The 25,975-nt window shown below is 34.7% G+C and carries 26 protein-coding genes and 1 tRNA gene; 14 read left to right on the top strand and 13 right to left on the bottom strand.

Annotated features, from left to right (window positions below):
• Positions 1-8 precede the first annotated feature (8 nt).
• The 8 genes from nusG to MTX13_RS08045 all read left to right on the top strand — a co-directional run bounded on the left by nusG (position 9) and on the right by MTX13_RS08045 (position 11,409).
• Positions 9-563: a transcription termination/antitermination protein NusG gene (nusG, locus tag MTX13_RS08010; RefSeq protein ID WP_250434020.1), complete on the top strand. Its 555-nt coding sequence runs from the start codon at positions 9-11 to the stop codon at positions 561-563.
• 72 nt (positions 564-635) lie between these two features.
• The gene (rplK, locus tag MTX13_RS08015; protein WP_103051391.1) at positions 636-1,076 is read left to right on the top strand and encodes a 50S ribosomal protein L11; all 441 of its coding nucleotides are present in this window, start codon (positions 636-638) and stop codon (positions 1,074-1,076) included.
• Between the two features lie 17 nt (positions 1,077-1,093).
• Complete coding sequence (rplA, locus tag MTX13_RS08020) at positions 1,094-1,783, top strand: 50S ribosomal protein L1 (protein ID WP_250434022.1); 690 nt, start codon at positions 1,094-1,096, stop codon at positions 1,781-1,783.
• A 19-nt stretch (positions 1,784-1,802) separates the two neighbouring features.
• Positions 1,803-2,324, top strand: a complete 522-nt coding sequence (rplJ, locus tag MTX13_RS08025; protein ID WP_250434023.1) for a 50S ribosomal protein L10 — start codon at positions 1,803-1,805, stop codon at positions 2,322-2,324.
• Positions 2,325-2,390: 66 nt separating this feature from the next.
• Positions 2,391-2,768 (top strand): 50S ribosomal protein L7/L12, encoded by a 378-nt coding sequence (rplL, locus tag MTX13_RS08030; RefSeq protein ID WP_103051388.1) that lies wholly within the window; start codon positions 2,391-2,393, stop codon positions 2,766-2,768.
• Between the two features lie 127 nt (positions 2,769-2,895).
• The gene (gene rpoB / locus MTX13_RS08035) at positions 2,896-6,708 is read left to right on the top strand and encodes a DNA-directed RNA polymerase subunit beta (RefSeq protein ID WP_250434024.1); all 3,813 of its coding nucleotides are present in this window, start codon (positions 2,896-2,898) and stop codon (positions 6,706-6,708) included.
• A 31-nt stretch (positions 6,709-6,739) separates the two neighbouring features.
• Positions 6,740-11,041: a DNA-directed RNA polymerase subunit beta' gene (gene rpoC / locus MTX13_RS08040; protein WP_250434025.1), complete on the top strand. Its 4,302-nt coding sequence runs from the start codon at positions 6,740-6,742 to the stop codon at positions 11,039-11,041.
• 50 nt (positions 11,042-11,091) lie between these two features.
• Positions 11,092-11,409, top strand: coding sequence for a DUF3467 domain-containing protein (locus MTX13_RS08045; RefSeq protein ID WP_250434026.1), 318 nt, complete (start codon positions 11,092-11,094; stop codon positions 11,407-11,409).
• 216 nt (positions 11,410-11,625) lie between these two features.
• Here MTX13_RS08045 and MTX13_RS08050 read toward each other — a convergent pair whose 3' ends face one another.
• Positions 11,626-11,856, bottom strand: a complete 231-nt coding sequence (locus tag MTX13_RS08050) for a (4Fe-4S)-binding protein (RefSeq protein ID WP_250434027.1) — start codon at positions 11,854-11,856, stop codon at positions 11,626-11,628.
• A gap of 141 nt (positions 11,857-11,997) precedes the next feature.
• A complete protein-coding gene (locus tag MTX13_RS08055; RefSeq protein ID WP_250434028.1) occupies positions 11,998-13,587 on the bottom strand; it encodes a peptide chain release factor 3 in 1,590 nt (529 codons plus the stop codon).
• A gap of 120 nt (positions 13,588-13,707) precedes the next feature.
• Here MTX13_RS08055 and idi point away from each other — a divergent pair, with 120 nt between their 5' ends.
• The 5 genes from idi to MTX13_RS08080 all read left to right on the top strand — a co-directional run bounded on the left by idi (position 13,708) and on the right by MTX13_RS08080 (position 16,041).
• Positions 13,708-14,250 (top strand): isopentenyl-diphosphate Delta-isomerase, encoded by a 543-nt coding sequence (gene idi, locus MTX13_RS08060; RefSeq protein ID WP_250434029.1) that lies wholly within the window; start codon positions 13,708-13,710, stop codon positions 14,248-14,250.
• Entirely contained in the window at positions 14,231-14,641 is a 411-nt protein-coding gene (locus tag MTX13_RS08065; RefSeq protein ID WP_250434030.1) for a 6-pyruvoyl trahydropterin synthase family protein, read from the top strand. The genes idi and MTX13_RS08065 overlap by 20 nt, the downstream gene beginning before the upstream one ends.
• Positions 14,641-15,612, top strand: coding sequence for a type I phosphomannose isomerase catalytic subunit (locus MTX13_RS08070; RefSeq protein WP_250434032.1), 972 nt, complete (start codon positions 14,641-14,643; stop codon positions 15,610-15,612). The genes MTX13_RS08065 and MTX13_RS08070 overlap by 1 nt, the downstream gene beginning before the upstream one ends.
• A gap of 27 nt (positions 15,613-15,639) precedes the next feature.
• Positions 15,640-15,909, top strand: coding sequence for a hypothetical protein (locus MTX13_RS08075; protein WP_223033853.1), 270 nt, complete (start codon positions 15,640-15,642; stop codon positions 15,907-15,909).
• Positions 15,910-15,967: 58 nt separating this feature from the next.
• A tRNA-Thr gene (locus tag MTX13_RS08080) sits at positions 15,968-16,041 on the top strand.
• A gap of 57 nt (positions 16,042-16,098) precedes the next feature.
• Here MTX13_RS08080 and MTX13_RS08085 read toward each other — a convergent pair.
• The 8 genes from MTX13_RS08085 to MTX13_RS08120 form a co-directional block, all read right to left on the bottom strand.
• Positions 16,099-16,794, bottom strand: a complete 696-nt coding sequence (locus MTX13_RS08085) for a DUF4369 domain-containing protein (protein ID WP_250434034.1) — start codon at positions 16,792-16,794, stop codon at positions 16,099-16,101.
• Positions 16,795-16,844: 50 nt separating this feature from the next.
• Positions 16,845-18,155, bottom strand: a complete 1,311-nt coding sequence (locus MTX13_RS08090; protein WP_250434035.1) for a DUF819 family protein — start codon at positions 18,153-18,155, stop codon at positions 16,845-16,847.
• 56 nt (positions 18,156-18,211) lie between these two features.
• Positions 18,212-18,397, bottom strand: coding sequence for an Arc family DNA binding domain-containing protein (locus MTX13_RS08095; RefSeq protein WP_250434036.1), 186 nt, complete (start codon positions 18,395-18,397; stop codon positions 18,212-18,214).
• Between the two features lie 7 nt (positions 18,398-18,404).
• Positions 18,405-18,911, bottom strand: a complete 507-nt coding sequence (locus MTX13_RS08100) for a DUF1648 domain-containing protein (RefSeq protein WP_250434037.1) — start codon at positions 18,909-18,911, stop codon at positions 18,405-18,407.
• Between the two features lie 2 nt (positions 18,912-18,913).
• On the bottom strand, positions 18,914-19,072 hold the full coding sequence (locus MTX13_RS08105) for a DUF4177 domain-containing protein (RefSeq protein ID WP_250434038.1): 159 nt from the start codon (positions 19,070-19,072) through the stop codon (positions 18,914-18,916).
• 6 nt (positions 19,073-19,078) lie between these two features.
• Positions 19,079-19,939, bottom strand: a complete 861-nt coding sequence (locus tag MTX13_RS08110; protein WP_250434039.1) for an SPFH domain-containing protein — start codon at positions 19,937-19,939, stop codon at positions 19,079-19,081.
• A gap of 244 nt (positions 19,940-20,183) precedes the next feature.
• Positions 20,184-21,110, bottom strand: a complete 927-nt coding sequence (locus MTX13_RS08115) for an alpha/beta hydrolase family protein (protein WP_250434040.1) — start codon at positions 21,108-21,110, stop codon at positions 20,184-20,186.
• A gap of 364 nt (positions 21,111-21,474) precedes the next feature.
• Positions 21,475-22,074, bottom strand: a complete 600-nt coding sequence (locus tag MTX13_RS08120) for an alpha-ketoglutarate-dependent dioxygenase AlkB family protein (RefSeq protein ID WP_250434041.1) — start codon at positions 22,072-22,074, stop codon at positions 21,475-21,477.
• A gap of 32 nt (positions 22,075-22,106) precedes the next feature.
• Here MTX13_RS08120 and MTX13_RS08125 point away from each other — a divergent pair, with 32 nt between their 5' ends.
• Entirely contained in the window at positions 22,107-22,781 is a 675-nt protein-coding gene (locus MTX13_RS08125) for a M15 family metallopeptidase (RefSeq protein ID WP_250434042.1), read from the top strand.
• A 35-nt stretch (positions 22,782-22,816) separates the two neighbouring features.
• Here MTX13_RS08125 and MTX13_RS08130 read toward each other — a convergent pair whose 3' ends face one another.
• From MTX13_RS08130 to MTX13_RS08140, 3 genes are read right to left on the bottom strand one after another with little or no spacing between them, the layout of a single operon-like run.
• A complete protein-coding gene (locus MTX13_RS08130) occupies positions 22,817-23,170 on the bottom strand; it encodes a DoxX family protein (RefSeq protein ID WP_250434544.1) in 354 nt (117 codons plus the stop codon).
• On the bottom strand, positions 23,163-24,140 hold the full coding sequence (locus tag MTX13_RS08135; protein ID WP_250434043.1) for a peptidase associated/transthyretin-like domain-containing protein: 978 nt from the start codon (positions 24,138-24,140) through the stop codon (positions 23,163-23,165). The genes MTX13_RS08130 and MTX13_RS08135 overlap by 8 nt, the downstream gene beginning before the upstream one ends.
• Position 24,141: 1 nt before the next feature.
• The gene (locus tag MTX13_RS08140; RefSeq protein ID WP_250434044.1) at positions 24,142-25,908 is read right to left on the bottom strand and encodes a DUF885 domain-containing protein; all 1,767 of its coding nucleotides are present in this window, start codon (positions 25,906-25,908) and stop codon (positions 24,142-24,144) included.
• Between the last annotated feature and the right edge of the window lie 67 nt (positions 25,909-25,975).

The following is a 25,975-nucleotide window of genomic DNA, read 5'->3' on the forward strand; positions in this document are numbered from 1 at the left end:
AAAATTGTATGTCTGAAGGAAACGAAAAAAAGTGGTATGTAGTTAGAGCTGTAAGTGGTCAAGAAAACAAGATCAAAACTTACATTGAAAACGAAATTGCCCGTTTAGGATTTGGAGATTATGTTGATGAGGTTTTAGTGCCAACTGAAAAAGTTATTCAAATCAGAAATGGTAAGAAAATAAACAAAGAAAAAGTTTATTTTCCAGGCTATATCATGATTAAAGCAAATTTAACTGGAGAAATTCCACACATCATAAAATCTGTTACCAATGTTATTGGGTTTTTAGGAGAAACTAAAGGTGGAGATCCTGTGCCATTAAGACAATCTGAAGTAAACAGAATGTTAGGTAAAGTAGATGAGTTGTCGTTAGAAGCAGATGCAAATGTAGCAATACCATTTACAAAAGGTGAAACAGTTAAAGTAATTGATGGGCCGTTTAATGGATTTGACGGAACTATAGAGAAGATAAATGAAGAAAAGCGTAAACTTGAAGTAATGGTTAAGATTTTTGGAAGAAAGACACCATTGGAATTAAGTTATATGCAAGTTGAAAAAGTATAATAATTGTTACATGATATAAATACAATCTTACGCTTCCAATCATAAGAATTGTATGAAACTAAATTATAAAAAATGGCAAAAGAATTAAGTAAAGTAGTTAAACTACAAGTTAGGGGAGGTGCTGCGAATCCGTCGCCACCGGTTGGACCCGCTTTAGGTGCCGCTGGAGTTAATATCATGGAGTTCTGTAAGCAGTTTAATGCGAGAACCCAAGATAAACCAGGTAAAGTTTTACCTGTTGTGATTTCTGTTTACAAAGACAAGTCATTTGACTTTGTAATCAAAACTCCTCCTGCAGCAGTACAATTATTAGAAGCGGCCAAGGTGAAGAAGGGTTCAGGTGAACCTCACATTAAAAAAGTAGCTAAAGTTTCTTGGGATCAGATTAGAACCATAGCTGAAGATAAAATGCAAGATTTAAATGCATTTACTGTTGAGTCTGCCATGACAATGGTAGCCGGAACTGCAAGATCTATGGGTATAACTGTAAAAGGAGGCCAAGCCCCTAATTAATCTAAAAAATTTTTAAAATGGCAAGATTAACAAGAAAACAAAAGGAGGCTTTAGCAAAAATAGAAAAAGGAAAACTGTATTCTATTGATGAAGCTTCTTCATTAGTGAAAGAAATTACCAATACCAAGTTTGATGCGTCTGTAGATTTAGCCGTACGTTTAGGTGTAGATCCTCGTAAAGCTAATCAAATGGTTAGAGGGGTTGTAACATTACCTCATGGTACTGGTAAAGACGTGAAAGTATTAGCATTAGTAACACCAGACAAAGAAGCAGAAGCTAAAGAAGCTGGTGCAGATTATGTTGGTTTAGACGAGTACCTTGATAAAATTAAGGGTGGTTGGACTGACGTAGATGTAATTATTACTATGCCAAGTGTAATGGGTAAATTAGGTCCTTTAGGACGTGTGTTAGGTCCTCGTGGTTTAATGCCAAACCCAAAAACAGGTACAGTAACTATGGATGTTGCAAAAGCTGTTAGCGATGTGAAAGCTGGTAAAATTGACTTTAAAGTTGATAAAACAGGTATTGTACACGCATCTATTGGTAAAGCATCTTTCAGTGCTGATAAAATTGCAGGTAATGCAAATGAATTATTACAAACATTAATAAAACTTAAGCCAACTGCAGCTAAAGGAACTTATGTAAAGAGTATTTATATGTCTAGTACAATGAGTCCAAGTTTAGCCGTTGATCCAAAAATTGGTTAAGTAGTTTAAAACTTTTATTATGACAAGAGAAGAAAAATCACAAGTAATTGAAGACTTAACTGCACAATTAGCCAATAGTTCAAATATCTATTTAACAGATATTTCTGGATTAAATGCTGGTACGACTTCAGATTTGCGTCGTGCTTGCTTTAAGGCTAACATTAAATTAGCAGTTGTTAAGAATACCTTGCTTGAAAAAGCAATGGAAGCATCAGATAAAGATTTTGGAGACCTTCCTTCTACATTAAAAGGAAATACTTCAGTCATGTACGCTGAAACTGGTAATGCGCCAGCCAAAGTAATTAAAAACTTCCGTAAGAAATCAGATAAACCACTTTTAAAAGGTGCTTTTATTGAGGAAGCAATTTACATTGGCGACGAACAATTAGACGCTTTAGTTGATATCAAATCTAAAGAAGAAGTTATTGGCGATATTATCGGCTTATTACAATCACCTGCCAAGAGTGTTATTTCAGCACTTCAGTCTAGTGGTGGTAAGCTTGCGGGTATTATTAAAACATTATCCGAAAAAGAAGGATAATCCAAAAGAGTACGCACTTTTTACACAATTATATTAAAATTAAAAATTTATTAAAACGATAGAAAAATGGCAGATTTAAAAGATTTCGCAGAACAATTAGTTAACTTATCAGTAAAAGAAGTTAATGAGTTAGCTACTATTTTAAAAGATGAGTATGGTATCGAGCCTGCTGCTGCTGCAGTAGCTGTTGCTGCTGGCCCTGGTGCTGGTGGTGGTGAAGCTGCTGAAGAAAAATCAGAATTCGATGTAATCCTTAAAGCCGCTGGTGGTTCTAAATTAGCAGTTGTAAAATTAGTTAAGGAATTAACTGGTTTAGGATTAAAAGAAGCTAAAGAATTAGTTGATGGTGCACCTAGCGCAATTAAAGAAGGTGTTTCTAAAGATGAAGCTGAAGGCTTAAAGACTTCTTTAGAAGAAGCAGGAGCAGAGGTTGAGCTTAAGTAAGCTTAACGCCTCAAACACATAACGGTTTAGGCCTGAAGTTAATCGCTTTTGGGCCTAGACCATTTTGCGTATATAACCGTGACATACTACGCAGTCACATTTTTTTTAATCAAAATTCCGTCCATTGATGTTAGCAAAACAAGCTGAAAGATTAAATTTCTCGTCTATTGTCAATAGAACCGAATATCCAGATTTCATGGATATTCAGATAAAATCCTTCCAGGATTTTTTCCAGCTAGAAACTAAATCTGAAGAACGAGGAGATGAAGGGTTATACAATACCTTCATGGAAAACTTCCCAATAACAGACACACGTAATCAATTTGTTTTAGAATTTTTAGATTACTTTATTGATCCACCACGATACACCATTGAGGAGTGTATTGAAAGAGGACTTACATATAGCGTTCCATTGAAGGCTAGATTAAAATTGTACTGTACAGACCCTGAACATGAGGATTTCGAGACCATTGTTCAAGATGTGTATTTAGGTACAATTCCTTACATGACGCCAAGTGGTACATTTGTAATTAATGGCGCTGAACGTGTTGTTGTATCGCAATTACACCGTTCTCCAGGTGTATTCTTTGGTCAATCATTCCACGCAAATGGAACAAAATTATACTCAGCAAGAGTCATTCCGTTTAAAGGGTCATGGATTGAATTCGCAACAGACATTAACAGTGTGATGTATGCGTATATCGACCGTAAGAAAAAGTTGCCAGTAACTACCTTATTCAGAGCTATTGGTTTTGAAAGAGATAAAGATATTTTAGAAATTTTTGATTTAGCCGAAGAGATAAAAGTATCTAAAGCTGGATTGAAAAAAGTTTTAGGACGTAAATTAGCTGCACGTGTTCTTAACACATGGCATGAGGATTTTGTTGATGAAGATACAGGTGAAGTAGTATCAATTGAACGTAACGAAATAGTTTTAGATCGTGATACCGTTCTAGATAAAGAGAATATTGAAGAAATCCTTGAAACAAGTGTAAAAACTATTCTTTTACATAAAGAAAGTGCACAACAAGGTGATTATGCCATTATTCACAATACATTACAAAAAGATCCAACAAACTCTGAAAAAGAGGCTGTTGAACACATATACCGTCAATTACGTAATGCCGAGCCGCCAGATGAGGAAACGGCTCGTGGTATAATTGACAAGTTATTCTTTTCAGACCAACGTTACTCTTTAGGTGAAGTAGGTCGTTATAGAATGAACAAAAAATTAGGTCTTGATATTGGAATGGATAAGCAAGTGCTTACTAAAGAAGATATCATCACCATTATAAAATACTTAATCGAACTTATCAACTCTAAAGCAGAGATTGATGATATTGATCACTTATCTAACCGTCGTGTACGTACAGTTGGTGAGCAATTATCTCAACAATTTGGTGTAGGTTTAGCTCGTATGGCTCGTACGATTCGTGAGCGTATGAATGTTCGTGATAACGAAGTATTTACACCAATCGATTTGATTAATGCCAAGACATTATCGTCTGTAATTAATTCATTCTTTGGTACAAACCAGTTATCTCAATTTATGGATCAAACGAATCCATTGGCAGAGATAACACACAAGCGTCGTTTATCAGCTTTAGGACCTGGAGGTCTATCTAGAGAAAGAGCAGGTTTCGAGGTTCGTGACGTTCACTATACACACTATGGTAGATTGTGTCCTATTGAAACACCCGAAGGTCCAAACATTGGTTTAATTTCTTCATTATCGGTTTACGCTAAAGTAAACTCAATGGGATTCATTGAAACACCTTACAGAAAAGTTGAAGATGGTGTTGTAGATATTAAAGGAGATCCAGTTTACCTAAGTGCAGAAGAAGAAGAAGAGCAATTAATTGCTCAAGCAACTGTTGAAGTTGATGACAAAGGTAAAATTGTTCATGATAAGGTAATTGCTAGAATGGAAGGTGACTTCCCAGTAATTGAACCAACTCAAGTTCACTATACTGATGTTGCTCCTAACCAGATTGCTTCTATTTCGGCATCTTTAATTCCATTCTTGGAGCATGATGATGCAAACCGTGCCTTAATGGGATCTAACATGATGCGCCAAGCAGTTCCGTTATTACGTCCGCAAGCCCCAATTGTTGGTACTGGATTGGAAAGACAGGTTGCTTCGGATTCTCGTGTATTAATAAATGCAGAGGGAAGTGGTGTTGTAGAGTATGTTGATGCAAACGAAATTGTTATCAAATACGATAGAACAGAAGATGAAGCTAAAGTAAGCTTTGATGGCGATACCAAAACATATCCATTAGTGAAGTTTAGAAAAACCAACCAAGGTACTTCTATTAACTTAAAGCCAATTGTTAAAAAAGGTGATAAAGTTACTAAAGGCCAAGTACTTTGTGAGGGTTATGCTACACAAAATGGTGAGTTAGCTTTAGGTAGAAATATGAAAGTAGCCTTTATGCCTTGGAAGGGGTATAATTTTGAGGATGCGATTGTAATTTCTGAAAAAGTGGTTCGCGAAGATATCTTTACATCTATTCATATTGATGAGTATTCTTTAGAAGTACGTGATACTAAATTGGGTAACGAAGAATTAACTAACGATATCCCTAATGTATCTGAAGAAGCTACTAAAGATTTAGATGAACACGGTATGATTCGTGTAGGTGCTGAAGTAAAACCTGGTGATATTCTTATTGGTAAGATTACGCCTAAAGGTGAATCAGATCCTACTCCAGAAGAAAAATTATTACGTGCTATTTTTGGTGACAAAGCAGGTGATGTTAAGGATGCATCATTAAAAGCGTCACCTTCTTTAAATGGTGTTGTAATCGATAAAAAATTATTTGCTCGTGCTGTAAAAGACAAACGCAAACGTGCTCAAGATAAAGAGGATATTGCACAGTTAGAAGCATTGTATAATAAGAAGTTCGACGACTTACAGAGTATTTTAGTTGAAAAGTTATTTGCTATTGTAGGTGGTAAAACTGCTCAAGGTGTTTATAACGATTTAGGTGAAGAGGTTTTACCAAAAGGTAAAAAGTACACTCTTAAAATGTTAAACGCTGTTGACGATTATGTTCACTTAACAAGTGGACAATGGACAACAGATGACGCTACTAATAAATTGGTTGCCGATTTAATTCACAACTACAAGATTAAAGAAAATGATTTACAAGGTTCTTTACGTCGTGAGAAATTCACAATTTCTGTAGGAGATGAATTGCCAGCTGGTATCATCAAATTAGCTAAAGTTTATATTGCTAAAAAGCGTAAGCTTAAAGTTGGTGATAAAATGGCAGGTCGTCACGGTAACAAAGGTATTGTAGCGCGTATCGTTCGTCAGGAAGATATGCCATTCCTTGAAGATGGAACACCTGTTGATATCGTATTGAATCCACTTGGCGTACCATCGCGTATGAACATTGGTCAGATTTATGAAACCGTTCTTGGATGGGCAGGTCAAAAGTTAAACCGTACGTATGCAACACCAATTTTTGATGGTGCTACTTTAGATCAAATTAACGAGTTTACAGACGAAGCTGGAATTCCAAGATTTGGACACACCTATCTATATGATGGAGGTACTGGTGACCGTTTTGACCAACCAGCAACAGTAGGTGTTATCTACATGTTGAAGTTAGGCCATATGGTTGACGATAAGATGCACGCTCGTTCAATCGGACCTTACTCATTAATTACGCAACAACCATTAGGTGGTAAAGCACAGTTTGGTGGTCAGCGTTTTGGTGAAATGGAGGTTTGGGCTCTTGAAGCTTATGGAGCATCTGCAACATTAAGAGAAATATTGACCGTTAAATCTGATGATGTTATTGGTAGAGCTAAAACATACGAAAGTATTGTTAAAGGTGAGCCAATGCCAGAACCTGGATTACCAGAATCATTCAATGTATTAATGCATGAATTGAAAGGTCTAGGATTGGATATCAGATTAGAGGAGTAGTTAATTAAAAAAATCATTTCAACCATATATTATGGCAAGAAAACAAGATAAGAATACAGTACAGAGATTTAACAAAATCTCAATTGGTTTAGCCTCACCAGAATCTATTTTAGCAGAATCTCGTGGTGAAGTTTTAAAGCCAGAAACTATCAATTATCGAACTCATAAACCAGAGCGTGATGGTTTGTTTTGTGAGCGTATTTTTGGTCCTGTAAAGGATTATGAATGTGCTTGTGGAAAATACAAGCGTATACGATACAAAGGTATTGTATGTGACCGTTGTGGTGTTGAAGTAACTGAAAAGAAAGTACGTCGTGATAGAGTAGGACACATTAATTTAGTGGTTCCTGTAGCTCACATCTGGTACTTCCGTTCGTTACCAAATAAAATAGGTTATTTACTTGGTTTACCATCTAAAAAATTAGATATGATCATTTACTACGAACGTTACGTAGTAATTCAGCCAGGTATTGCCAAAAATGCAGAAGGAGAGCCTGTTCAAAAAATGGATTTCCTTACTGAAGAAGAATACTTAAACATTTTAGAAACCCTTCCACAAGAAAACCAATATTTGGAGGATACAGATCCTAACAAGTTTTTGGCCAAAATGGGAGCAGAGTGTTTAATTGAGTTGTTATCGCGTATTGATTTAGACGAATTATCATTTGAATTACGTCACAAAGCCAATACCGAGACATCAAAACAACGTAAAACTGAAGCCTTAAAGCGTTTACAAGTTGTTGAAGCCTTACGCGAGTCTAACGAAAACCGTGAGAATCGTGCTGAATGGATGATTATGAAAGTTATTCCAATCATCCCACCAGAATTACGTCCTTTAGTACCATTAGATGGAGGTCGCTTTGCAACATCAGATTTAAACGATTTATACCGTAGAGTGATAATCCGTAATAACCGTCTTAAAAGATTGGTTGAGATTAAAGCTCCTGAAGTTATCTTACGTAATGAAAAACGTATGTTACAGGAATCTGTAGATTCGTTATTCGATAATACACGTAAGTCTTCTGCTGTTAAAACGGATTCTAATAGACCGTTAAAATCATTATCAGATTCACTTAAAGGTAAGCAAGGACGTTTCCGTCAAAACCTTTTAGGTAAGCGTGTTGATTATTCTGCACGTTCGGTAATTGTCGTTGGACCTGAATTAAAATTATACGAATGTGGATTGCCAAAAAATATGGCAGCAGAATTATACAAGCCTTTTGTAATTAGAAAATTAATTGAAAGAGGTATTGTTAAGACTGTAAAATCTGCAAAGAAAATTATAGATAAAAGAGAGCCAGTGGTTTGGGATATCTTGGAAAATGTTCTTAAAGGACATCCAGTATTACTAAACCGTGCTCCTACACTACACAGATTGGGTATTCAAGCTTTCCAGCCAAAATTAATTGAAGGAAAAGCAATCCAGTTACACCCATTGGTAACTACTGCATTTAACGCCGATTTTGACGGTGACCAAATGGCGGTACATTTACCTTTAGGTCCAGAGGCTATATTAGAAGCACAGCTTTTAATGTTAGCATCTCACAATATATTAAACCCTGCGAATGGTTCGCCAGTAGCTGTACCATCTCAAGATATGGTACTAGGTTTATATTATATGACCAAAGAGCGTAAATCTACTGATGATGTTAAAATTAAAGGTGAAGGTTTAACGTTCTATTCTCCGGAAGAAGTTATCATTGCTTACAATGAAAAGCGTGTTGATTTGAACGCGGCTATCAAAGTAAGAACGTGGGATTTTAATGAAGAAGGAAAGTTAACACTTCAAATTATTGATACGACTGTTGGACGTGTGCTTTTCAATGAAAAAGTACCACACCATGCAGGATTTATTAATCAGGTATTGACTAAAAAATCACTTCGTAATATTATTGGTGATATTTTAAAAGTTACTAGTGTTCCTGAAACTGCAGAGTTCCTTGATGAAATTAAAACATTAGGTTACAACTTTGCTTTCCAAGGTGGTTTATCATTTAGTTTAGGTGATATTATTATTCCACCAGAAAAGCATGATATGATTGATAAAGCCAATGGATTAGTTGATGGTATTACGGCTAACTATAACATGGGACTTATTACTAATAACGAACGTTACAACCAAGTAATTGATATCTGGACGTCTACAAATGCTGAATTGACTGAATTGTCTATGAAACGTATTCGCGAAGATCAGCAAGGTTTTAACTCGGTATATATGATGCTTGACTCTGGAGCTCGTGGATCTAAAGAACAGATTCGTCAGCTTACAGGTATGCGTGGATTAATGGCAAAACCTAAAAAATCTACAGCAGGTGGTGGTGAAATTATTGAAAACCCGATTCTTTCTAACTTTAAAGAAGGTCTTTCAATTTTAGAATACTTTATCTCTACTCACGGTGCACGTAAAGGTCTTGCCGATACGGCTCTTAAAACGGCTGATGCTGGTTACTTAACGCGTCGTTTGGTTGACGTTTCACAAGACGTTATTGTAAATAGCGAAGATTGTGGGACTTTACGTGGTGTAGAAGTTACGCCTTTAAAGAAAAACGATGAAGTTGTTGAAACATTAGGAGAGCGTATTGTTGGTCGTATTTCATTAAATGATGTCTATAACCCTCAATCTGATGAGTTGTTGGTAGCTAGTGGAGAGATGATTGATGAAGTTATAGCTAAATCTATTGAAAACTCACCAATCGAGTCAGTTGAAGTACGTTCGCCTTTAACTTGCGAAGCTAAAAAAGGTATTTGTGCTAAATGTTACGGTCGTAATTTAGCTACAGATAAAATGGTTCAACTAGGTGAAGCTGTAGGTGTAGTTGCTGCTCAATCTATTGGAGAACCAGGTACGCAGCTTACATTGCGTACATTCCACGTTGGTGGTATTGCAGGAAACATTTCAGAGGAGAATAAATTAGCTGTTAAGTTTGACGGTATTGCCGAGATTGATGAGTTAAAAACTGTAAAAGGTGAAGATTCTGAAGGAAATGCAGCTAACATTGTTATTTCTCGTACATCTGAATTGAAATTAATAGATAAGAAAACAGGAATTACTTTAAGTACAAATAACATCCCTTATGGTTCTACTATTTTTATTAAAAATGGTCAAGAACTTAAAAAAGGTGAAGTTGTTTGTCAATGGGATCCATATAACGGTGTAATTATTTCTGAATTTGCAGGTAAAGTTCGTTATGAAAATATCGAGCAAGGCGTTACTTATCAAGTTGAGATTGATGAACAAACTGGTTTCCAAGAAAAAGTAATTTCTGAATCTAGAAATAAAAAATTAATTCCAACATTGCATATTGATGATGCAAAAGGAAATGTAATCCGTTCTTACAACTTGCCTGTTGGAGCACACCTTATGATTGACGATGGTGAGAAAATTAAAGTTGGTAAAGTTTTAGTTAAAATCCCTCGTAAATCTGCTAAATCTGGTGATATTACTGGTGGTCTTCCTCGTGTAACAGAATTGTTTGAAGCACGTAACCCATCTAACCCAGCTGTTGTTAGTGATATTGATGGTGTGGTATCTTTTGGAAAAATCAAGAGAGGTAATCGTGAGATTATTGTTGAATCTAAATTAGGTGATATTAAGAAATACTTGGTTAAATTATCAAATCAAATTCTTGTTCAAGAAAATGACTTTGTTAAAGCAGGTATGCCATTATCTGACGGTTCTGTAACACCTAACGATATATTGAATATTAAAGGCCCTTCAGCTGTACAACAATATTTGGTAAACGAAGTACAGGAAGTATATCGTTTACAAGGTGTGAAAATTAATGATAAGCACTTTGAAGTTGTTGTAAGACAAATGATGCGTAAAGTTAGAATTATAGATTCTGGTGATACGACATTCCTTGAAAATCAATTAGTTCATAAATCAGACTTTATCGAAGAAAACGATGAAATCTTTGGAATGAAAGTAGTTGAAGATGCTGGCGATTCTGAAAATATTAAAGCAGGTCAAATTATCTCACCTCGTGAATTACGTGATGAAAATTCATTATTACGTCGTGAAGATAAAAAGCTAGTTGAAGCACGTGATGCACAACCAGCTACAGCAACGCCAATACTTCAAGGTATTACAAGAGCGTCATTACAAACTAAATCATTTATTTCTGCTGCATCGTTCCAAGAAACTACTAAAGTTCTTAACGAAGCTGCTGTAAATGGTAAAGTTGATACTTTAGAAGGACTTAAAGAAAATGTAATTGTAGGTCACAGAATTCCAGCTGGTACTGGTATGAGAACTTATGAAAACATTATCGTTGGTTCTAAAGAAGAATTCGATGAGATGATGCAAGTAAAGCAAGAAGTTAATTATAACTAATATTAAGAATAGCGTGAAGAAATTCACGCTATTTTTTTATACAAAATATTATGAGCGATAATAAAAATCAAAAAAAGCAAGGTCAAATAAATATTGAAATTGATGAAAAAGTAGCTGAAGGGACTTACTCTAATTTAGCTATTATTAACCACTCGGTTTCAGAGTTTGTTGTCGATTTTGTTAGTATTATGCCTGGTACACCAAAAAGCAAAGTAAAATCACGTATTATTCTAACGCCTCAACATGCTAAACGCTTATTAAAGGCTTTAGGTGAGAATGTTTCTAGGTTTGAAAATGCCCATGGTGAAATCAAAGATTACGAGCAACCACCAATTCCTTTGAATTTTGGACCTACGGGTCAAGCCTAATGTTTTAATTGGTGAAGAGTTGATCGACATGTTTACATGTGGCAACCACCAATTCCTTTGAATTTTGGATCAACGGGTCAAGCCTAATGTTTTAATTGGTGAAGAGTTACTCGACAAGTTTGCGTGTAACTACCAAACCATCATTTCTTTAAACTCTAGACGAACAAGACAGGCTTAAATAGTTCTTTAAAGAAAATATTATTAGAGGTTTGCTTTTTAGCAAGCCTCTTTTTTATTTAAGCAAAATTGTAAAGCTCCAGAAGGGCATTTTTTTACTTGCTTAATAATTTCTTCTGTAGAAGCTCCATCGAGGTCAATCCAAGGAATTACAGAATTTCTAAAAACATTTGAAAGCTCACGAGCACAACGTTCGGCGTTGATGCAAGCACTTGGGTTGAAGGTAACAGTAATGTCGTCATTACTGAAAACATTGTCATTTGTTTCCATAAGTAGATTAATATTTGGGGTTATAATCTATTCTAAATGTAAATATCAAATAAAAACACTCACTCTAATCATCGATTAAAAGTATTAAAAAATCGATAAAAAGCAAATTTTTGTTAAAAATTTAGATGAACGACACCTAAATTAATTGAATTCAGATGTGAAATGAAAGGTAATACTTGGATATTTCTGCTGTGTCATTTGCAATGAAAAAGGGGAGTCTGCAAGAAAAACCAACTGATTCTGTTTGTCTTTTGCTAGAAACCGTTGCTTCACCCTCAAGAATTCTTTATACTCGTCAGTCTTATCATCTTCTGGATCTACCCAACAAGCTTTATGTACATTTAAATTTTCATAAGTACATTTGGCTCCGTATTCATGTTCTAATCTGTATTGAATGACTTCGTATTGGAGCGCGCCGACTGTTCCAATAACTTTTCGGCCATTGAGCTCTAATGTAAATAATTGCGCCACACCTTCATCCATTAACTGATCAATTCCTTTAAAAAGTTGTTTGGATTTTAAAGGATCGGCATTATTAATGTACCTAAAATGCTCTGGAGAAAAACTTGGGATACCTTTGTAGTTTATAGTTTCACCTTCAGTTAAGGTGTCCCCAATTTTAAAGTTTCCAGTATCGTGTAGACCCACAATATCACCAGGATAGGAAATATCTACAATTTCCTTTTTTTCGGCAAAGAAAGCATTCGGGCTAGAGAACTTTAACTTTTTATTGTTTCTAACATGTAGATAGGGCTTATTGCGCTCAAACTTACCCGAAACTATTTTTACGAAAGCTAATCGGTCACGATGATTAGGGTCCATATTAGCGTGGATTTTAAAAACAAACCCAGTAAATTTTTGTTCATCGGGTTTTACTAAACGCTCTTCACTTTGTTTAGGTCTTGGTTTTGGAGCTATTTCCACAAAACAATCTAGCAATTCACGAACACCAAAGTTGTTTAAAGCCGAACCAAAGAAAACAGGTTGTTGTTTTCCGTTCAAATATTCTTCCTTATCAAAAGCTGGATAAATACCTTCAACCAATTCAATTTCTTCGCGTAACGTTTCTGCAGCATTATCTCCAACTAATTTATTGAGTTCTGGAGAACTTAAATCATTAATCTCTATTGTTTCTTCTATATTTTTTCTGCTATCGCCACTAAAAAGGTTTACATTCTTTTCCCAAAGATTGTAAATGCCTTTAAAATCGTAGCCCATTCCAATGGGAAAGCTTAATGGTATAACACTCAATCCTAATTTCTGTTCAACTTCATCCAATAAATCAAAAGCATCTTTTCCTTCACGATCCAACTTGTTTATAAAAACAATCATAGGGATATTTCGCATGCGGCAAACTTCAACCAACTTTTCAGTTTGTTCCTCAACACCCTTGGCAACGTCAATAACAACAATAACACTATCTACAGCTGTTAAGGTTCTAAATGTGTCTTCAGCAAAATCCTTGTGACCTGGTGTATCCAGAATATTAATTTTAATACCATTATACTCAAAAGCCAAGACAGAAGTAGCTACAGAAATTCCTCTTTGGCGCTCAATCTCCATAAAATCACTTGTGGCTCCTTTTTTAATTTTGTTACTCTTTACAGCACCAGCTTCTTGAATAGCACCTCCAAAAAGTAATAATTTTTCGGTTAATGTGGTTTTTCCTGCATCAGGATGCGAGATAATCCCAAATGTTCTACGTCTTTCTATTTCACTTTTAAAACTCATAATATGCTTTGAAATATGGGTTGCAAAGATACTTTTAAAATTGTCAATTTATAAAGCCTTAACACATTTTATAATTAAGTATGGGAATATTAATGTATATCTTGGTATTTTTGTGAAACTATGATTGAAGAACATGTTATCCTCGTTAATGAAAACGATGAACAAATAGGATTGATGCCCAAAATGGAAGCTCATGAAAAAGCGCTATTGCACCGTGCTTTTTCTGTTTTTGTTTTTAATGATAAAAATGAATTAATGCTCCAGCAGCGCGCTTTGCATAAATACCATTCGCCAGGCTTATGGACGAACACCTGCTGTAGTCATCAAAGAGCTGGAGAAAGTAATATTGAAGCTGGTAAACGCCGTTTACAGGAAGAAATGGGTTTTGTCACCGAATTATCAGAAACTACATCTTTTATATATAAAGCCCCTTTTGACAACGGCCTAACCGAACATGAATACGATCATATTTTGATAGGGAGATATCAAAATGCCCCAGATATTAATCCTGAAGAAGTAGCCGATTGGAAATGGATGACTTTAGAATCGGTTAAAGAGGACATGGAAATAAACTCAGAAACATATACCGCTTGGTTTAAAATAATTTTCGATAAATTCTATAACTTCATTAACATTACGCAAAATGAAAGTAACGGTAAGTAGGAAGGCCCATTTTAACGCAGCCCATAGATTGTACAGAAAAGATTGGGATTTTGAGAAGAACAATGCCATTTTTGGTAAATGTAATAACCCTAATTATCACGGACACAACTATGAGTTGATAGTAAGTGTAACAGGAGAAATTGATAAAGAAACAGGCTATGTGATTGATATGAAGGTGTTGAAAGCTATTATTAAAAGCGAGGTTGAAGATGCTTTTGATCATAAAAACCTTAATTTAGAAGTTCCAGAGTTTGAAGCGTTGAATCCTACGGCCGAAAATATAGTTGTGGTTATTTACAACAAAATGAGAGCAAAACTACCTGCTGATTTAGATCTTGAGGTTACCCTAAACGAAACACCAAGAAACTTTGTAAGTTATAACGGCAAGTAATGAACAGTGATTTATATCCTTTAAAGTTTTACCCTATTTTAAAAGAAAAGATTTGGGGCGGACAAAAACTAAAGACCTTATTGAATAAACCCTCTAACTTAACTAACGTTGGGGAAAGTTGGGAGATTAGTGATGTTGAAGGAGATACTTCCATAGTATCTAATGGAAACCTTGAAGGGAAATCATTAAAACAATTATTGGGCACATATAAAGACAAGCTTATAGGTATCAAAAACTTTAAACAGTTTGGAGAAAAATTCCCCTTACTTATAAAGTTTATAGATGCTAAAGAAGATTTGTCAATTCAATTGCATCCCAATGATGAATTGGCAGCCAAGCGCCATAATTCCTATGGAAAAACCGAAATGTGGTATGTTATGCAAGCCGATGAAGATTCTAATTTAATTGTGGGATTTAATCAGGATATGACTGTTGAAAAATACTTGAAACATCTTGAAGAAAAATCACTAACAAAAATTTTGAATTTCCATAAGGTAAAAACTGGAGACACTTATTTTATTGAGGTTGGCCGTGTGCATGCTATCGGAGCAGGTGTGCTATTGGCAGAAATCCAACAAACAAGTGATATTACCTATCGTGTTTACGATTGGGACCGTGTGGATGATAATGGAAATGAGCGCGAATTGCATAACGATTTGGCTATTGATGCCTTTAACTTTAACATGCCAGATAACTTTAGGGTTTCTTATAGTAAAACCAAAAACAAGCCTAATGAAATGGTGAGTTGTCCTTACTTTATAACAAATTATCTTGAAGTTAATCAAACCTTAAAAAAGCAAAACAACCACGATTCATTTATAATTTATATGTGTGTGGACGGTGAAGCGAGTATCACTACAATTAACTCTCAAGAGCATATAAAGAAAGGCGAAACAATACTTATGCCAGCAGCAATTAAAGACTTCGAAATTACTGCTAAAAATACTACACTATTAGAAGTTTATGTGTAATTTTGTAGCAAAATAAATTATAGAATTATGGCAAATAAAAGAGACCTAAAAAAGGATATTAATTACGTTTTAGGTGATATTATTGAAGCTGTTTATGTTTGGGAATATTCAAATACAGACAAAGACACAAAAAAAAGTGAAGCTATTATTGATGAGGCTATTGAGACTTTTGATACACTAATTGCTAAAGTAAACGACAGAAGTGTTGAAGATAAAAAAGCACACTTTAAGGCAATTAATCAGGAGCTTGAATCTAAAGGTCGTGAGTTAATCGAAAAAATAAATAAGTTAGGTTAATTTTTGAAAAAAATAATTTGCAAATAGAGTTTACAAGATTATATTTGCGAACTGTTTTGCCGATGTAGCTCAGCTGGCTAGAGCAGCTGATTTGTAATCAGCAGGTCGTGGGTTCGAGTCCCTCCATCGGCTCAAAAAAAACGATACAAAAATTTTGTATCGTTTTTTTTATTCTAGTTTATTTAGTGTTTATTCAGATTTTCTATCCTTAATAAATTCATCCAGCATTAAACCATATTTAGAAGATTTGATTTCCGGGTTTAAAGCATTATTAATGGTGTCCAACCATTTAATTTTAGCATCGTAAATTTCTGTTAGCGCGACGTAAGGAGCCACTTCACTGTCTTTATTATTGATTGCAAAATTAACCGTATATAGGTATTTTCCTTTCAATAAGCTTTCATAAGCTTTTTGGTTTTCTGCTATAGCTATAGAATCTCGGTTGGTTTTAGCTTCAAACTCTTCTTTAACCAATTCTAAACTCCTATCGTTAAAACGTGACATAACCTTCTTGTATTCATCTAGTTTTTCTTGTTGTTTAGAGCCTTTTATTTCAGCATCAAAAACAAAGTCCTTTAGTGTTGTGTGAATTTCGGTAATGCCTTTATCTGCAAAAAAAGCTATTTTTTTATCGTCGCTATTCGTTTTATTTAAATGAAGATAAAACACTTCAGGAGTTTCTAAATCGCTATGTAATTCAAAAGTTGGATCACCATTTACAATTACGGAATCTACACTTACTAAAGTGGAATCTTTTACTTTTTGTAAATAAAGTGTTCCCTTTTTTAGCCCTTTAACGTGTCCTTTTACTATTAAATCGTATTGTTTCTCACTCGAGCAAGAAACAATTAACAAAGCAATTAGTATAGTGATTAAATTTTTCATCTGACGTTTAAATTAACGAGCGCAAATATCTTATAAAAATTAATTAAATACTAGCTTATGGCTGCTAATTCCATAAGAATTGTACAGCCAATTGCAGCAATCGTTCCAATGGCATATCCAAATACAGCCAATAGCACACCAACAGTAGCTAACGATGGATGAAATGCTGATGCAACAATTGGAGCAGAAGCAGCACCGCCAACATTGGCTTGACTACCTACAGCTAAAAAGAAGTAAGGTGCTTTTATTAGTTTTGCCATTATAATTAATAACACCGCATGAATGGACATCCAAATCAGTCCTACTGCAATAAGCCCAGGGTTATCAAAAATAGATCCTAAATCAATTTTCATACCTATTGAAGCAACAAGTATATAGATAAAAACACTACCAAATTTACTGGCTCCTGCGCCTTCATAATTTTTTGCTTTTGTAAAAGATAGTAGAATGGCTATTAATGTAGCAATACTAATCATCCAAAAGAATTTTGAACCAAGAAATGTAAACGTATTTCTAGTGGTAGCTGAATCAATATTATCCACTATACCTTCAAAATAAGGCGCAAGAATATTAGCACCAATATGAGAAAAACTAACAGTACCAAAAGCTATGGCTACAATAATCATAATATCTGTTAAAGATGGATTTCGCTTTACGCTTTTTGCAAACGAGGTTACTTTTTCTTTTAAAGATTCTATGGCTGAATTATCTGCTCTTAACCATTTATCAATTGCTTTAGATCGACCAATACCAATTAAAATAATAGCCATCCAAATATTAGCAACAACAATATCTACAAACACCATTTTGCCATATTCTGATTGATTGTAACCGTAAATCTCCAGCATGGCTGTTTGATTGGCACCACCACCAATCCAGCTTCCTGCCAATGTTGACAAACCCCTCCAAACCGCATCTGGCCCAACACCTCCAACGGTTTCCGGTGATACCATAGAGACTAATAAAATTGCTATTGGACCACCAATTACAATACCCAAAGTTCCTGTTAAGAACATAACCAAAGCCTTCCAACCTAAATTAAAAACGGCTTTTAAGTCGATACTTAATGTCATAAGCACCAAAGCTGCAGGTAATAGATATCTACTGGCTACATAATAAAGATTTGTACTGTGCTTTATAACTTCACCAGATTCAGATGTGGTCTCCCATTCTGGAGCAATAAGCCCAGATGTAGTTAAAACAGCAGGTAGCATATAGGCCATAAAGAGTCCGGGTACTATCTTATAGAATTTAGGCCAAAATCCAGTTTTTACAGATTCTGTATAAAAAATAAAACCTAATGTTAACATTAGGAGCCCAAAAACTATTGTGTCATCAGTAAAAATAGGTGCTTCTTGCATATTAGTTTAATTTGAACCGCAAAATACCAAAATAAATGGGTTAAAAAAAGCAACCGTTATTGGTCGCTTTTTTTATTGCTATCTTTTTTGGGCTTTGGGTCACGTTTATGTTCTTTTAAATACTGCATGAGCATCCATTCAATTTGGCCATTGGTACTTCTAAACTCATCAGAAGCCCATTTTTCAATAGCTTTGAGCATGTCTTCATTTATTCGTAATGCAAATGCTTTCTTTTTTGACATTGTAATATTAAGACTTGTTTAATTTTTTATAGTATAAGAGTATTACAATTGGCAATAATAAACTGAAACCAACTACAACTGGTACAAACCAATTACTTAAATGTATTTCGTTGTCCTTGGCGCTTTGAACAATATAATAAATTATATAAGCAAACATAATAACTGTTAATGTATTAACGACTCTTACTACTCGGGTACTAAATCTGTAATTTTTGAGGGCATTTTCTTCTGTAATATTTACTATGTAGTTGTGAACATGGGGATACTTATTTAACACAAATAGTCCAACATATAACGTCGTTGCCAATACTGGTATAAACCATAAATACAATTTGTTACTGTAACCGTCCGCCTCGCCTTTAGCATTAAAATGCGATGCGATGGTTTCTGGTAAATTATTGTATTCAATAAATACATAAATCCATATTAATAACAATAGTGTAATAGAAACCAATTCTAGGAATATATCGATACCTTCAAAAGGGACTTTTATTCTTGGTCTAGTATTACGCATGGTTATCTGTTTTTATTCCTTTCGAATACAACGCTACTCCAGCCTTGCCCAATATGATTAACAACCCAGCCTTCACGAGCGTGTTGATTCAAGATGTCTTCAAAATTTTGAACTCGATTTTTAAATCCGATTTTTGGTACAATTACTTTATATTCTTTCATTATCTATTAATGATTTAAAGTTCCCGTATTTAAAACAGGTGAAGCATCTTTATCGCCACAAAGGATAACCATCAGATTGCTCACCATGGCCGCTTTGCGTTCTTCATCTAAATCGACTATCTGTTTTTTTCCCAATTCCTCCAAAGCCATTTCCACCATACTAACGGCACCTTCAACAATTTTGTGTCTTGCAGCAACAATGGCAGTTGCTTGTTGGCGTTTTAACATGGCATTGGCTATTTCTTGAGCATAAGCCAAATAACCAATTCTAGCTTCGAGCACTTCTATGCCAGCAATAGATAAACGTTCATCTATTTCTTTTTCTAAAGCATTGCTAACCTCGTTTACACTAGAGCGGAGTGTAATATCCTCATCAACACCTTCATCTGCAAAATTATCGTAAGGATACATACTGGCTAATTTTCTCACGGCTGCATCGGTTTGCACGCGAACAAAGTTTTCGTAATTATCTACATCAAAAGCTGCTTTGTAGGTGTTTTGTACACGCCAAACCAATATGGTACTTATCATTACAGGGTTCCCAAGTTTATCGTTTACCTTTAAGCGTTCGCTGTCAAAATTACTGGCACGTAATGATATTTTCTTTTTGGTGTAAAACGGATTTACCCAATAAAAACCGTTTTTCTTTACGGTACCAACATACTTACCAAATAAAAGCAGTACACGTGATCCGTTGGGTTGCACCATTATAAAACCAGGAGCAATTAATAAGGCAATAATTAAAATGGGTAAGAATTCGGGCTTATTAGCTGTAATGGCAAATGCAATGGTGCCAAAAAATATAAATAAAAACACAAAAAGCATAAGGTAGCCATTTGCTGGAACTATTATTTTTTCTTCTTTCATGATTAAAAATTTATTATGATATTAAAATGATATCACAAATATATCATAAAAATAATTATCCTGCAAATTGAGTTTGGCACGCTAATTGAATAACATAAATTGTTATTGTAACTTAACTTTAATTAATGTGTGGTTACTTTAATTAAAAACAATAACATTTCATATTTTTGGTTGGTTAGTAAGTAAAAGCATCCCTCTCGGGATGCTTTTCTTTTTTGGGTATATGATATGTTATGTGGTTTCCTTATGTCTTTATAAAACCAGAAATTGAAGAAATTAATTGGGGCGCAATTTCGCGATAAGATTCATTGTAGGATTTTGAGTTCTCTAAATCATCACCTTCTATTATAAACAAAACATGGTTCATGTTTTCAATAATTTCCAGTTGCGCATTGTTATTAGCCTCTTTAAGCATGTTAGCTTCTTCAACAGATACTTGGAGATCCTTTGTGCCGTTAACCAATAGTATAGGGATATCAATGGCTTTGATGAGCTCTTGCGGATTATAACTCATCCAGTTTGTAATAAACGGCTGTGTATCTATATTGAAAATTGATGCCAGTGCAGGATGATATTCGGTAGTTGTTTCCCCTTTTTTAAGAATGTCGAAAGTTTTTTGTGCGTCTTCAGATAGTCCTGGTGCCGTTTTTTGTATCTGATCCATGATAACTATATCTATTGGCTGTCCAGCACCAGCCAAAGAAACATAGCCTTTAACGGCATTTGAAATGGCTAACATACCTACCAAACTGCCTTGGCTATGGCCTATTATATATATATTGGGGAAAGTGCCTTGTTTTTCAAAATAATCAACTACAGATTTGGCGTCGGTAACAAAATCATCAAACATAATGTTTTTGTCTACATTGCCTTTTCGTATTTGTTTAACTATACGCTTGTCATAACGAAAAGTTGCTATGTTTTCTTTGGCTAAACCTTGAGCTAGTTTTTTAAGACTATTGCTTTTAAGAAAATTTTGATTACCATCTCTGTCAGTTGGCCCAGAACCAGCTATAATGATGGCTAAATAATCTGATTGGCCAGAATCAGGCAATAATAACGAACCTTCAATATGTTGGTTTATAACTACGTTTGTTTCTTGCGGATTTGATTCTTGTGAGAAGCATATAAAATGAAAAGCCAGGCAAAAAGTTAGTATTGAAGATTTCATAATTAAAAATAGGTTTAAACGTAAGAGCATTTTATCAACGTAAAAATAGGGTTTTATAATATAATTTTATAACAAGTTTTATAAGTTCTGTTTCAATTTAAATAGTGCGTTTCATCGATAAAAAACATTATTTAATCTTTAAATGTTAAAAAAACATGCATTTCATCGAAAATATATGTATTTAAACGTGTGTTTTGTGTATTAATTTTACATTTGAAGTGTACTAGAAAGTTACTTTTTAGTTCAATGGATTAATTAATTAATATTTGCATTATGTCGTTGATACTAGAGACCCTAAATCTAACAGCATAATAAAAAATGCAAATTAAATTAAACCGAGGTTGAGGGACCTCGGTTTTTTTGTTTATATAATATGTCGGAAAGTTAAATTAATACGTTCACCAATTGGTTTTTTGGTCTTTGGTATTTGATGCAGCCAATATTCTTGCATTTCTCCCGACATTATTAATAGGCTGCCGTGCTCCAGTTTTAATTTGTGTCTTTCATGTTTTAGTGTGCGGTGTTTAAAATGAAATAGGCGTTCAGCACCTAAACTAATAGATGCTATAACCGGCTTTTTGCCAAGTTCCTTTTCGTTGTCTGCATGCCAACCGTTACTATCACTACCATCTCGATATAAGTTTAACAGTACAGAATTAAATTGATAACCAAAGGTTAGTTCTAACTGTCTCTTAAGCTTTAAAAGTTTTGGTGTAAACAATCTTGGTTCCATAGTAATGTTGGAGTAGGTGTAAGTCCTTTTGGTATCACTATAAAAAGCCGTCAAGCGAGGTTGCTTATAGGTTTTTCCAAATAGAGTAATATCGTCGTGTTGCCAATCTACATCTTTCCTTAAATATCCAAAAAGTTCATGGGCTTCATTTATGTTTAAGAAGTTGGGGATATAAGTAATGCAGGCTTGCGGTAGTTTTAAAATGGTTTTTTCTGTTGAAAGTAAATCCATAGTATTATTTTTTCTAAATTAGCTGATACCCTATGAAAAACAAAGTATTTTTACTCGTATTTGCTTTAGCGGCTTTAGCCTTTACTAAACAAAGCCATTTACCCAAAGGTTTTGTTTATGCTAAAACTGTTGTTCCTGATTTGGATGTTGAATTACGATACTATTCTACAAATAATTTTGTTGGTGATACCATAACGGGTTACAAAGCCAATACTCTAATAGTCACAAGGCCTACTGCGGAAGCGCTTAAAAAAGTACAAGCTGAATTGCAGGAACGGAATCTGTGTTTAAGAATTTATGATGGCTATAGGCCTCAACGAGCCGTCAATCATTTTATACGATGGGCTAAAAATTTAAATGATACTATTAATAAGCGCCGGTTTTATCCAGATGTAAACAAGCGCCATTTATTTCGTGATGGTTATATAGCTTCACGATCAGGGCATAGCCGAGGAAGTACTTTAGATTTAACAATTATAGACGGAAATACCCTTAAGCCATTGGATATGGGAAGCCCTTTTGATTTTTTTGGCGAGCAATCTTGGATTGAACACCCAAGCTTAACCAAAGAACAAAAACAGAATAGGCAGTTGTTGCAAACTGTTATGTTAAAACATGGTTTTAGGAATTATCCTAAAGAATGGTGGCATTTTACTTTACGAGGAGAACCATTTCCAGATACTTATTTTGATTTTGTGATAAAATAGGGAAAAAAGGTTTTTTTCCTATCGAAACATTCCTGTTACAGATAATAATAAGCCCAATACATTAAAAAGAATTGTAATGGAATTCGTAAAACCAATATCCATTTAGGGATACCTGCTGCGGCTTTCTTGCTAGATAGCATATACACATGCACCAATAGAAAAATAATTAACATAAGGATGATACCATAAATAGCTAGATTCTTGGTGGTGCTAACGCATAAGCCAATACTTAAGACAATTTCAGCTAGACCACTTAAATACACAAGTAACTTATGATTTGGTAAGTAGCGCGGCATAATGCGTAAATACATTTTAGGCTTTATAAAATGCATGAGACCAGCAAACATGTACATGGCTGCCATAGCGTATAAGTGCCAAGGATTACTCATCATTATAAACCTTGTAGCTAATGCCAATTCCGTAATTGTTTAAACCTGCACTAAACAACCCCGATTCTATATTGCCTTTTCTAAACTGCACCCAATTATTTCCATTGATAAACACACGTTTTATATAGGTGCGATGTTCTGGAATTTCACTTGTAAACGGTAACAAGGGTCTAAAGTTTGTTGGTATTTTTACGATACCGTTTTTGCTTTTTATTTCTTTATATTTTTTATTAGGAAGTAATTTTCCTTGGGCATCCGTATAACCTAAAACCTGAAGGGATACAAAAAAACCATTTTCAGGAAAGGTGATATTGTATTCTGAAACATCTAAATTATGAACATCGCCATTTTTTTCGGTGGCCCTAAAAACAATATTCTCATAAGTTAATACCTGTCCAGGTAAGCCATTATTGTTTTCATAGAATTTCACTTTAAATAAAGTAGAAAATGGCTTTTTTTCAGCGTTTTTTCTTTTGCGTTTCTCCCAATCTTTTGACTCTAAAGTTATAGGGAAATGAACCGTGCTCAATTTTTTTAGATCGGCATCAGGGTTTCTGAAAAACACTGCAATTTCAGATTCAATTGTAGGCAGCCAACAATGGTAATAATCATCATCTAAATACGGTTTTAATGTTTCTTCGGAAAACTTACGATTGTCTGCAACCAAAACCACTTCATTCAGTTGACTAACCTCTTCATCCATTAAAATGGTGTCGCTCAATTCTGATGTAGGAACGATTACATTTTTATATCCTAAAGAGGTGACAAATAACGTATCGACATCTGGATATAATTTTTCAGTAAAAATAAAAACGCCTTCATCGTCAGCAAAAACACCTTGGCCATTTCCAAAGGATATGGTGGCATACGGAATTCCGTCTTGGGTTTTACTGCTTTTAATTGTGACTTGCCCAGAACAAATTAACGATGTAAAAAGTAAAGAGGAGATAAGGAGTTTCTTAAACGGCATATTATTTGTTTTCTGCTATCCATACGTTAATATTATCTTCAAGTAGTGCTAATGGGACACATCCAACAGATAATACTTGATTGTGGAATTCTTTAATATCAAAATTAGTGCCTAACTCGGTTTCTGCTTTGGCACGCAATGCTCTAATTTTTAATTGTCCTATTTTATAAGATAAAGCTTGTCCTGGCATGGCCATATAACGTTCAATTTCACTAATAATGCTAGCTTCGCTTTCAGCTTCATGGTCTAGAGAGTATTGTATGGCTTGTTCTCTGGTCCAGCCCTTGGTATGCATACCAGTATCAACAACTAAACGAATAGCACGATGCATTTCCATACCTAGCATGCCAAAATACTGATATGGATCCATATACAGACCTAATTCTTTTCCTAATGATTCAGAGTATAAAGCCCAACCCTCACCATAGGCACTATACCAAAGCGTTTTTCTAAATTGTGGTAAATCTTGGTCTTCTTGTTGTAATGAAATTTGATAGTGATGACCAGGAATGGCTTCGTGTAAAAATAAAGCTTCGTCACTAAACGTATTATAATTTTCTACATCTGGAATAGGCACATAAAAAATACCAGGACGTGTACCATCAAGAGAACCTTGATTATATTCGGCACTTGCCGATACTTCTCTGAAGGCTTCTGTGCGTCTAACCTCAAAAGGTGTTTTAGGTTTTAAATCGAAAAGTTTTTCAATTTGGGGCTTCATGGTTTCATGAATTGCATTGAAATTATCAATTACCTCCTGTGGATCGTTAAATGGCATTAACTCATTATTGTTGCGTACAAAATCGAAAAAGGCTTTTAAATCACCTTCAAAACCAACTTGGGTTTTTACTTTTTCCATCTCGGCAGAAATACGTTCTACCTCGCTTAATCCAAGATTATGGATTTCATCAGCTGTCATATTTGTAGTAGTAAAGCGCTTTATCATATAGTTATAAAAAGCTTCACCTTGAGGTGTACTACTAATTCCCGAGCTTTCCCGTCCTAAATTGAGATAGTCAGTTTTCATAAATTGGTATATGTCCTTATAGGCCGGAATGAGATTTTCAGTAATTTTTTTGGTGTAAGCTTGTGTTATTTCGGTTTTGTCTTCATCGCTAAACGATTCAGGCATATTTAATATAGGCTTGTAGAATAAATGTTGTTCCAAATCTTCTATAGTGCCAGATTCCAATTGTGGTAATACTTTTACGATTAACGATTGCGGTAAAACATAACCTTTTTCTGAACCTTCGGCCATTTTTTCTTTGGCTGATTGTAACCAAGCAATGTAGCCATCCAAACGTTTTAACCAATTGTTATAATCTTCTACCGTTTTAAAGGGTTGAGCACCCGCTCCACTGGCTAACTGTCCCACAGATAGATGTGGAGACCACATCTGGTCTATAGGCATGTACTCACGATGCAAGTAGTTAAAACCTTCTAAAGCTATATCACACTCCCATTTTAATACGGCTTTAGACATTTGTTCGGTTTTTGACAACGTACTGTCAGGAAACTCTTCTAATAAACTCGCATATTTTGTATAGTAGGCTTTGGTTTTAGATTTATAGTCTTCAGATAAAGAGTTAGGGTACTGATCATTGTAACGATTGTCGCCAGAAAAAGTAGCGCTTACAGGATTGAGTTTCAATCCATCTTCGTAATACGTGTCAAGCATAATTTTAAATGCTTCGTTTGGTTCTATGGATTTAGCAGTTGTTTTCAAGTCTTTAGAATCTTGTTTGCAAGACGTTATTGTAAATGCCATGCATAAGATTAATATGAGAGTCCTCATTTTAGTTGGTTTTTTAGTTAGGACGTTAAAGATAATCAAT

The sequence above is a fragment of the Hanstruepera flava genome, assembly GCF_023634025.1.
Lineage (GTDB): Bacteria > Bacteroidota > Bacteroidia > Flavobacteriales > Flavobacteriaceae > Hanstruepera > Hanstruepera flava.